Below are 11,459 nucleotides of genomic sequence, written 5' to 3'. Positions count from 1 at the left end.
GTGAACGAGGAAAAGACCCTTCAGTACCTCAAGCGGCTCACCGCCGAGCTGCGCGACACCCGCCAGCGGCTGCGCGACGCCGAGGAAAGCAGCCGGGAACCGCTGGCCATCGTCGGTATGGCATGCCGGTATCCGGGCGGAGTGACGACACCCGAACAGCTGTGGCAGCTGGTGGCGTCCGGTCGGGATGCGATCGGCGGGTTCCCCGACGATCGGGGCTGGGACATCGACGGACTGCGTAACGCGCGGCCCGGTGAATCGGGCAGTGTCGACACCTTGCAGGGTGGATTCCTTTACGACGCGGCGGAGTTCGACGCGGAGTTCTTCGGCATCTCCCCGCGCGAGGCGCTCGCCATGGACCCGCAGCAGCGACTACTGCTGGAAACCGCGTGGGAGGCGGTGGAGCGCGCGCGTATCGTGCCCGGCGCGCTGCGCGGTAGCCGCACCGGGGTCTTCGTCGGTGTCATGTACCACGACTACGCCTCGCGCCTGGCGCGGATCCCGGCTGTGGTCGAGGGCTTCCTCGGTACCGGCAACTCGGGCAGTATCGCCTCCGGCAGGCTGGCGTACACGCTCGGGCTCGAGGGCCCCGCGATCACGATCGACACCGCCTGCTCGTCGTCGCTGGTGGCTCTGCACCTGGCCGGCCAGGCGCTGCGTCGCGCGGAATGCTCGCTCGCCCTGGTCGGCGGCGTCACCGTGATGGCGAGCCCGGCGCCGTTCATCGACTTCAGCAGGCAGCAAGGCTTGGCCTCGGACGGCCGCTGTAAGTCGTTCTCCGACAATGCCGACGGCACCGGCTGGGCCGAGGGTGCCGGCGTGCTCGTGGTCGAACGGCTCTCGGATGCCGTCCGCAATCGTCATCCGATTCTGGCGGTCGTGCGCGGCACGGCGGTGAATCAGGACGGCCGGTCCAATGGCCTCACCGCGCCGAACGGGCCGTCACAGCAGCGCGTTATCCGGGACGCCCTGATCGATGCCGGGCTGCGCGCCGATCAGGTCGACGCGGTCGAGGCGCACGGCACCGGAACCCGGCTGGGCGACCCGATCGAGGCGCAGGCGCTGCTGGCCACCTATGGGCAGGATCGCGAACACCCGCTGCGCCTGGGTTCCATCAAGTCCAATATCGGCCACACCCAGGCCGCGGCGGGCATCGCCGGCGTGATCAAGATGGTGCTGGCCATGCGGCACGCCACCCTGCCGCGGACGTTGCACGCCGAGACACCCAGCACCGAAATCGACTGGGGCTCCGGTGCTGTCGAACTGCTGACCGAACCCGTTGCCTGGGCCGAGCGTGACGGCACCCGCCGGGCGGGGGTGTCCTCGTTCGGCTTCAGCGGAACCAACGCCCACGTGATCCTGGAGCAGGCACCGGAGCAGGAGTCGTCGGCGGACACCAGAACCCGCCCGACGGTCGTGCCGTGGCTGCTGTCGGCCAGGACACCGGAGGCGCTGCGCGCGTACGCGGCCCGTCTGGCCGACCGGGTGGACGACGCCGACCCGCTCGATATCGGCTATTCGCTCGCGACCACCCGTGCTCCGTTCGAGGAGCGCGCCGTCGTCCTGTGCGGCGAGAGCGCCGAGTATCGGCAGACCCTGCGCGCCCTGGCCGCGGGCGAGCAGCCTGCGGCGGCGGTCACCGGCCGAGCGGCCAAGGGCGGTGTGGCCGTGGTGTTCTCCGGGCAGGGCACCCAACGCCTCGGCATGGGCCGCGAAATCTACGACACCTACCCCGTCTACGCCGAAGCCTTCGACACCGTCTGCGCCGAACTCGACCAGCACCTCACACAACCCTTGCGCGACATCGTCTTCGGCGACGACGCCGAGCTCCTCGACCGCACGCAGTACGCCCAGCCCGCACTGTTCGCCATGCAGGTCGCGCAGTTCCGACTCTGGGAACACTGGGGCGTCGTGCCCGCCGTGCTGGCCGGGCACTCCATCGGCGAGATCGCCGCCGCGCATGTCGCGGGCGTACTCACCCTCGCCGACGCCGCCACCCTCGTCGCCCACCGCGGCGCGCTGATGCAGTCGCTGCCCGAGGGCGGCGCCATGCTCGCCATCGACACCACCGAGGACGACATCCGCACGCAGCTGCACGGGTACGAAGACCGGGTCGGCATCGCCGCCGTCAACGGACCGGATGCCGTTGTCCTGTCGGGAGACAAGGCCGCGCTCACCGAACTGATCGGTCGGCTCGACGGGCACCGGGCCAAGTGGCTACGCGTCTCACACGCCTTCCACTCCCCCTTGATGGACCCCATGCTCGACCGATTCCGCGACATCGTCACCGGACTGACGTTCCACACACCCACCGTCGCGCTGGTATCCACCGTCACCGGCCGTCCGGTCGACCACCACACGCTCACCGATCCCGAGCACTGGATTCGCCACGCCCGCAATACCGTCCGCTTCACCGACGCCATCGCCGCCATTGCCGCCAGTGACCCGGCCGGGTACCTGGAGATCGGTCCAGGCAGCGCGCTGCTCCCCCACCTGCCCGCCGGAGCCGTCTCCAGCCTTCGCCGAGGCCAACCGGAACCGCGGGCCCTCGCCGCCGCCCTCGCCCGCCTGGTCACCTGCGGACTGAATGCGAACTGGCACCACTACTTTGCCGACAGCGGCGCACAAGACGTGCCGCTACCGACCTACCCCTTCCAACACGCGCGCTACTGGCTCGAATCGGCCGAGGCCGTCGGTCACTCGGCACACCCGCTGTTCGATACCGCGGTCGGCCTTGCCGACGGCGATCGCGCCCTGCTCACCGGCACGCTCTCCCCGCGCACCCACCCGTGGCTGGCCGACCACACCGTGCACGGTGAGGTACTGCTGCCCGGCACCGCGTTCGTCGAGTTCGCGCTGCAGGCGGGGCAACACCTCAACTATCCGCACCTGGCCGAGCTCACCCTCGGCGCGCCCCTGGTCCTGCCGAGGGACACCGAGCTCCAGCTGCAAATCCTGGTGGACGAACCGGACGCCACCGGGCGTACCGTCACCGTCTTCTCCCGCGCTACCGACGCGACCCCCGACGAGCCGTGGACCAAGCATGCCGAAGGACGGCTGACCGCGGCGCTCGCCCGGCCACGTGAGGACAGCGCCGCATGGCCGCCCGCCGAGGCGACGCCGCTGAATATCGACGGGCTCTACGGCGATCGGCCCGACCTGCATTACGGCCCGGCCTTCCAGGGCGTGCGCCGAGCGTGGCGACTAGGCGACGAGATCTTCGCCGAGGTCGAGTTGGACGAGGCGCAACACGCGGACGCGGACCGCTTCGCGGTGCACCCGGCGCTGCTCGACGCCGCGCTGCACCCCATCGGCCTCACCGAAATGCTCGACGAGGCCGACACGCCCGTCGTGCCGTTCGCCTGGCGCGGCGTCACGCTGCACGCCGTCAACGCCCGGCACCTGCGGGTACGCATCTCGCCTGTCGGGCGGGACGCGGTGTCATTGCTGCTCACCGATGCCTCGGATCGCCCGGTTCTCGACATCGCACAGCTCACGCTGCGGCCGCTACCCCGGTCGGCGGCGACGGATCAGCTCCACCGCTCGCTGTTTCGGACCTCGTGGGTTCCGCTGCCGGATTCGGCAGCTGCCGCGGCACCGGAGGTGGTGTTCCTCCCGGTGCGCCCGGCCACCAATGACGCCGAAGACGCTGCCGCACAGGTACTGTCGCTCCTGCAGAGCTGGCTGACCGACGACCGAGCCTCGGTCGCACAACTCGCGGTGGTCACCACCGGTTCGCAGTTGCTCGACGACGACGAGCCCGCCGATGTGCCCGCAGCCCTGGCGAATGCGGCGGTGTGGGGGCTGACCAGGTCGGCCCAGTCCGAGCACCCCGAGCGGTTCGTGCTTGTCGACGTCGACGACCCCGACTCCGCATGGCAGGAGCGGGTCACCGCCGCGGTGGCAGCCGGGGAGAACCAGATCGCGGTTCGGCGCGGTGCCACCTACGCGCCCCGGCTGGTGCGCGCGGCGGCCGGTACCGCTGCCGGCCCGGACTGGACGGCGGGCACGGTGCTGATCACCGGCGCCACCGGCGCGCTCGGCGGCCTGTTGGCTCGCCACCTCGTGTACACGCATGGTGCGCGCGACCTCGTTCTCGCGGCGCGCCGCGAGATTCCCGCGGCGCTGCTCGCGGATTTGACCGCCGCCGGCGCGCGGGTGGCCGCCGTTACCGCCGATGTCACCGACCGCGCGGAGCTCGCCGCCGTCCTGCACGGACGCGATGTGGCCGCCATCGTGCACTGCGCGGGCGTCCTCGACGATGCCGTGCTCACCAATCAGACGCCGGAGCATCTGCACCGAAGCTTCGCACCCAAAGCCACCGCCGCCTGGCACCTCCACCAACTCACCACACACCACAACACCACCCTCATCCTCTTCTCCTCCGCCGCAGCAACACTCGGCTCCCCCGGACAAGCCAACTACGCAGCAGCCAACGCCTACCTCGACGCCCTCGCCCACCACCGCACCACCACCGGACACCCCACCACCAGCATCGCCTGGGGACTCTGGAACACCGGCATGGCGCACACCGCCACCACCAGACGGGGCATGCGGGCGCTGTCCGAGCAGGAGGGTCTGCGGCTGTTCGACGCGGCGCTGACCGTGGGCGGCGGCGTTGCGATGCCGATGCATCTCGACCCGCACGCGCTCGCCGCCGCCGGATCGGTACCTCCGCTACTGCGTGCTCTCGTGTCCACGGCGCCGCGTAAAGCCGCTGCGGACGAGGCGGATTCGTTCCGCGGGCGGCTGCGCCGGATGGCTCCGGCGGATCGGGACACCGCACTGCTCGCCCTGGTCAGCGAGCGGGCCGCGGCCGTGCTCGGTCATGCCGACTCGTCCGCGATCGCTCCCGCGCGGGCCTTCCACGATCTCGGTTTCGACTCGCTCACCGCCGTCGAGTTCCGCAACGGTCTGAACGCGGTGACCGGACTCGACCTTCCGGCCACCCTGATCTTCGATCACCCCAACGCAGTCGCGCTGGTCGAATACCTCCGCGGCGAACTGCTCGGCACGGTCGGACTCGACGCCACCGCGGACATTGCCGTAGCTGCCCAGGACGATCCCGTCGTCATCGTGGGCATGGCGTGCCGGTACCCGGGCGGCATCGGCAGCCCGGAGCAGATGTGGCGGTTGGTGACCGACGGTCAGGATGCGGTCACCGCGTTCCCCACCGATCGCGGCTGGGACGAGGCGAGCATCTACGGCCCCGGCGGCTCCACGACGGGGGAAGGCGGATTCCTGCACGAGGCAGCCGAATTCGACGCCGCGCTGTTCGGCATCTCGCCGCGCGAGGCGCTCGCGATGGACCCACAGCAGCGACTACTGCTCGAAACAACCTGGGAGACCTTCGAACGCGCGGGCATCGACCCGATGTCGTTGCACGGCAGCAAGACCGGCGTCTTCACCGGCGTCATGTACAACGACTACGCCGCACGTTTCGAACGAGCCCCGGAGGAAGTCGCCGGGTATCTGGGCAACGGCAGCGCGGGCAGCATCGCCTCCGGGCGTATTTCTTACACCTTCGGCCTCGAAGGCCCCGCCGTCACCATCGACACCGCATGCTCGTCGTCGCTGGTCGCCTTGCACCTGGCCGCACAGGCGTTGCGCAACGGTGAATGCACCATGGCACTCGCCGGCGGGGTCACCGTGATGGCGACGCCCACCACCTTCACCGAATTCAGCCGACAGGGCGGGCTCTCCCCTGACGGCCGCTGTAAAGCGTTCTCCGACAACGCCGACGGCACCGGCTGGGGCGAGGGCGTCGGCCTGCTCTTGCTCGAACGCTTGTCCGACGCCCGCCGCAACGGCCACCCGGTACTCGCCGTCGTCCGTGGTTCGGCGATCAACCAAGACGGCGCCTCCAACGGGCTCACCGCACCCAACGGGCCTGCCCAGCAACGAGTAATCCGCCAAGCGCTGGCGAGTGCGGGCCTGCAACCCGCGGAGGTGGACGCCGTCGAAGCCCACGGCACCGGAACACGACTCGGCGACCCCATCGAAGCCCAAGCACTCCTGGCCACCTACGGACAAGAACGAGACCAACCACTCTGGCTCGGCTCGATCAAATCCAACATCGGCCACACCCAAGCCGCCGCCGGCGCCGCAGGCATCATCAAAATGATCATGGCCATGCGCCACGGCACCCTGCCCCGCACCCTGCACATCGACCAACCCACACCACACGTCGACTGGGACACCGGCAAAGTCGCGCTCCTCAGCGAGAATCAGCCCTGGCCCGAGCACGACCGACCCCGCCGGGCAGGCGTCTCCTCCTTCGGCATCAGCGGCACCAACGCCCACATCATCCTCGAACAACCGCCGGTTTCCGACACCGGATCTGACGGCGCGCGTACCGTGCCCGTCGTACCGTGGTTGCTGTCCGCGCACACGCCGACGGCGTTGCGCGCCCAGGCGGCTCGGCTCGCGGACGACGGCAACGACGGCAACCTCGCGAACGTCGGCTACTCGCTGGCCGTTGGCCGCGCCGCGCTGGACGAGCGGGCGGTGGTGGTTGCGAACGATCCGGTGCAGTGCCGGCAGGCGCTGCTGGCGTTCGCGCGGGGTGGTTCGCATCCGGATGTCACGGTCGGCCGAGTGTCCCCGGGCGGGGTGGCCATGGTGTTCGCCGGGCAGGGTACCCAGCGCCTCGGCATGGGCCGCGAGCTCTACGACACCTACCCTGTCTACGCCGAGGCCTTCGACACCGTCTGCGCGGAGCTCGACCGGCATCTCCCGGAACCGTTGCGCGAGATCGTCTTCGGCGACGACGCCGACCTGCTCGACCAGACCTGCCACGCGCAACCGGCACTGTTCGCGCTGCAGGTCGCCCTCTATCGACTCTGGGAACACTGGGGCATCGCACCAACCACCATCACCGGCCACTCCATCGGCGAGGTCACCGCCGCGCACATCGCGGGCGTCCTCACCCTCCCCGACGCCGCCACACTGATCACCGCCCGGGGCAGGCTCATGCAATCGCTACCCGAAGGTGGCGCCATGGTCGCCGTGGCCGCCACCGAAGCCGACGTGCTGCCCTACCTGGACAACCATCGCGACACAGTCGGCGTCGCCGCGGTCAACGGGCCCGAATCCCTGGTCCTGTCCGGCGATCGCGCCGTACTCACCGGCGTCATCGATCAGCTCGCCGGACATCGGACCACGTGGCTGCGCGTCTCCCACGCCTTCCACTCCCCCTTGATGGACCCCATCCTCGACGAGTTCCGTGACGTCCTCGCACAACTGACTTTCGCCCCGCCCCTGCTCCCGATGATCTCCACCGTCACCGGCAAACCCGTCGATGCGACCACCCTCGCCGACCCGGAGCACTGGATCCGGCACGCCCGCAACACCGTCCGGTTCGCCGACGCCGTCGCCACGATCACCTCAGGCACCTATCTCGAGATAGGTCCTGAGCCATCGCTCATCGCCCATCTACCTGCCGGAGCCGTGCCGAGCCTCAACGTCCGCACCGGACACTCGGAGCCGCACGCCCTCACCGTCGCGCTCGCCCACCTCATTACCCGAGGCGCGAACCCGAACTGGCGCAACTACTTCGCCGACACCGGTGCACGCACCACGGCCCTTCCGACCTACTCCTTTCAGCACCAACGCTATTGGCTCGACCATCGCGTCTCCGGTCCGGCCGATCTAGCGGCAGCCGGTGTCGACCGCGCCGAGCACGCCATCCTGACCGCGGTGGTCGCCGATCCGGAGTCGGGCGCGCTGATGTTCTGCGGGCGCATCGGTCTCGACACGCACTCCTGGCTCGTCGATCACGCAGTCGGCGAACAGGTCGTGCTACCCGGCACGGCGCATGTCGATCTCATCCTGCACGCGGGTTCGGCCTGCGGACACGGCGCGCTCGACGACCTGATTCTGGAGACGCCGCTCGTGCTCGACCCCGGTGCGCCACTGGACATTCGGGTAACCGTCGAGCCGGACGACGCAGGCCGCAGAACCGCACGCGTGCACAGCCGGGTATCCGGCACCGAGCACACCTGGCAGCGCCACGCCACCGCGGTCCTCACCGAATCGGATGCGCCGCAGACCGCCGTGTCCGTGCCGCCATGGCCGCCGCAGGACGCGCAGCGGCTGGAGCTCGCGGGAATCTACGATCGGCTGACCGACAACGGCTTGCACTACGGTCCCGCGTTCCGTGGACTGCGTGCCGCATGGCGCACCGCCGAGGCGGTCTTCGCCGAGGTGGCACTGCCGGAGGGCATCGACGCGACCGGCCACCTGGTGCACCCCGCGTTGCTCGACGCAACACTGCACGCCATCGGACTCGGCGACTTCGTCGCGGCCGACGACGCCGCTCCGAGCCTGCCGTTCGCCTGGCGCGGTGTACGTATCGCATCCGCAGGCCACACCGCACTACGGGTGCGCCTCCAACAGGTCGGCAACGACACGGTGGAACTGCACCTCGCCGATCTCGACGGCCACGAGGTCGGCAGCGTTGCCGCACTGACCTTGCGCCGCGCCGCCATCGACCATGAACGGACCAGAACCCCCCGGGCGTTACTCGGTCTGCGCTGGCCGGAGCTGCCCGCGAAACAGGTCACGGCCCCCTCGTGGTCGGCCGTGCTCGGTGACGAACAGTGGCTGCTCTCGATGCTGCGGGGCAGCGGCGGCCAAGTGGAGCGGTATGCCGATCTGACGGAACTGGCGTCGGCGGCAACGGCTTCCGGCGCCGTGCCGGACGCGGTGTACTTCGCGCCCGCCGCCCCCGGCGGCGATCTGCCGTCGGCAACCACCCAGCTGACCACCCGCGTGCTGACGATCCTGCAGCTGTGGCTCGCCAACCAACGCTTCGCCGCCGGCCGCCTGGTGCTGGTGACCCGAGACGCCGCGACGAGCCCGATCATGGCCGCGCTCACCGGTCTGGTGCGCGCGACCCACGCCGAGCACCCCGGCCGGGTGCTGACACTCGATATCGCGTCGAGTGGGCAGACTCCGAACTGGCGGCAGTTCGCTGCCGCGCTCGCGTCAGGCGAACCGGAGGTGGCCATCCGCGATGGCGGAGTGCACGTGCCCCGGCTCGCCCAGCTCACCGGATCCGCCTCGACCGCGGTCGATTTGAGCGGCGGCACCGTCCTGGTCACCGGTGCGTCCGGGGCACTCGGGCAATTGCTGACCCGCCACCTCGTCGCCGCGCACGGCGTGCGCGATCTGCTACTGGTCAGCCGAAGTGGCGCGATGGACGCACTGCGTGCCGACTTGGCGGTGGCGGGTGCCCGGATCGAGGTGGCCGCCTGCGACGTCGCCGAGCGCGACCAGGTCGCCGCCCTGCTGGCGGGCCGGTCGGTGCACGCGGTGATCCACGCCGCTGGTGTGCTCGACGACGGTGTGGTCGAGTCGCTCACCGCCGACCAACTCGCCAGGGTGCTGCGCCCGAAGGTGGACGCGGCGTGGTACCTCCACGAATTCTGCGGTGACGCTGCGGCCTTCGTCCTCTTCTCGTCGGTGGCGGGCATACTCGGCTCGGCTGGGCAGGCCGCGTACGCGGCGGGTAACGCCTTCCTCGACGCACTCGCCGCGCGCCGGGTCACGAACGGGCTGCCCGCGGTATCGCTGGCTTGGGGCCCGTGGGATATCGAAGACGGCATGGCGACCGAACGCCGCAGACTCGTGCGCGGTGGGCTCGTTCCGTTGCGCACCGAGGAAGGCCTCGCACTGTTCGACGCGGCGCTAACCCGGCCCGAATCCCTGCTCGTGCCGGTGCACGCGGATATCGCGGCACTGCGGGCCACGGCGGCACGCGAGCCGTTGCCGCCGATCTGGCACGGACTGGTCCGGCCCACTCGGGCCGACACCGCCACGGCACTGCGGCACGATCTGTCCACCCGGCTCGCCGAATTGTCCGGCGGGGAACGCGAAGTGGCGCTGCTCGAGCTGGCCAGGCGCGAGGTGGCCGCCGTGCTCGGTCACTCCGCACCGGCGGCGCTCGACGACGGGCGGGCGTTCACCGAGCTCGGCTTCGACTCGCTGACCGCGGTAGATCTGCGCAACCGGCTCGAACGCGCGACCGGCTTGCGACTGCCCGCGAGCCTGGTGTTCGACCATCCGACGCCGCCCGCGCTGATCCGATTCCTGTCCGACGAATTGGCACAGACGGCCGCGCCGCCTGCCGCCGCCGACGACACGCTCGGTGCCCTGTTCCGCCTCGCGTGTGTCGAGGACCGGATCGACGCGGGCATGGAGCTGGCGCGGGTCGCGGCACGGCTGCGGCCGGTGTTCCACGGACCGGACGAGCTCGACCGGTGGCCGAATCCGGTACCGCTGGCCCGTGGACCACTGCGGCCGCGGCTGATCTGTTTTCCCGCGGTGGTGGCGATGTCCGGTGCGCACCAGTACGCGCGGTTCGCGGCGACGCTGCGGGACCGCCGCGACACCGTCGTTTTGCCCGAACCGGGATTCGGCGCGGGCGAAAAGCTGCCGAGCACAGTAGCGGCACTCGCCGAGGCGCAAGCGCGGGCGGTGCTCGCGCACGCGGCAGGCGAGCCGTACGTCCTGCTCGGCTACTCGTCGGGTGGCTGGATCGCCCACGAGGTCGCCGCCCACCTGGAGCAGACCGCTACACCGCCGGCCGCGGTCGTGCTCATCGACACCTATCTACCCCTGGAGATGAATCCGCGGCTGAGCCGGGCGTTCACACACGGATTGTTCGGACGGCGCAGCGAACTGGTGTCGATGGATCACGTGTCGCTCACCGCGATGGGTGGCTACTTCGAGGTTTTCGGCGCATGGGAGCCGCGCCGCATCGATGCCCCGACGCTGTTCCTGCGCGCCGCCGACGCGCTGCCCGATACCGACGGAACACCACTGGCCGAGGCCGACTGGGGACCGTCCTGGAAGCTCTGCGACGCCGACCTCGCGGTCGCGGGCGACCACTTCACGATCGTGGGCGAACACGCCGAAGACGCCGCGCTGGCGGTGGATTCGTGGCTCGCCGCACTGCCGGTAACAACCGAACAAGAGAGGACGAAATGACCGAGATCACCCCCGAACTGGTCGCCGCCGCTTACCAGGCGGTCAGCTCAGGAGACCGCGAGAAGACCGCGCTGTACTGGTCGGAGGACCTGCGCTTCCTGGCGCCGGGTAGCCACGCGCAGGCAGGCTGGCGGGTCGGCATCGACGACTTCATGTCCTATGTGCAGGGAATGCTGGAGGCTTCCGGCGGCACGTGGAGCATGCAGCCCGTCACGCTGCTCATCAACAACGAGGACGGCTACTCGATCGACGCCAACCGGATCCACGCGGTACGCAAGGGCGCGCCGGACGGCAGCACCTCCCCGTTCGACGTGCTCGATATCTCCGGCGTGCAGATGCTCAAGTGGGAGAACGGAAAAGTGGTCGAGGGCGCAGGCGGGATCTTCGGTGACGGCACCACGAACTACACCCAGTGGTGGTCGCCGCTGAGCGGTGACGGCGAACGCCGCTACTGACCGGAATCAACC

The 11,459-nt window shown here is 70.1% G+C and carries 2 protein-coding genes; both read left to right on the top strand.

Going from position 1 to position 11,459, the window contains the following annotated elements; all coding sequences use genetic code 11:
* On the top strand, positions 1 to 10,992 hold the full coding sequence (locus tag ACIHA7_RS08095; RefSeq protein WP_397286927.1) for an SDR family NAD(P)-dependent oxidoreductase: 10,992 nt from the start codon (positions 1 to 3) through the stop codon (positions 10,990 to 10,992).
* Entirely contained in the window at positions 10,989 to 11,447 is a 459-nt protein-coding gene (locus ACIHA7_RS08090; protein WP_397286925.1) for a nuclear transport factor 2 family protein, read from the top strand. Before ACIHA7_RS08095 ends, ACIHA7_RS08090 begins: the two co-directional genes overlap by 4 nt.
* Positions 11,448 to 11,459 lie beyond the last annotated feature (12 nt).

This window comes from Nocardia sp. NPDC052316, from assembly GCF_044547795.1.
GTDB lineage: Bacteria > Actinomycetota > Actinomycetes > Mycobacteriales > Mycobacteriaceae > Nocardia.
Note: the sequence above shows the minus strand (reverse complement) of the source record. Positions and strands in the feature narration are given on the sequence as shown.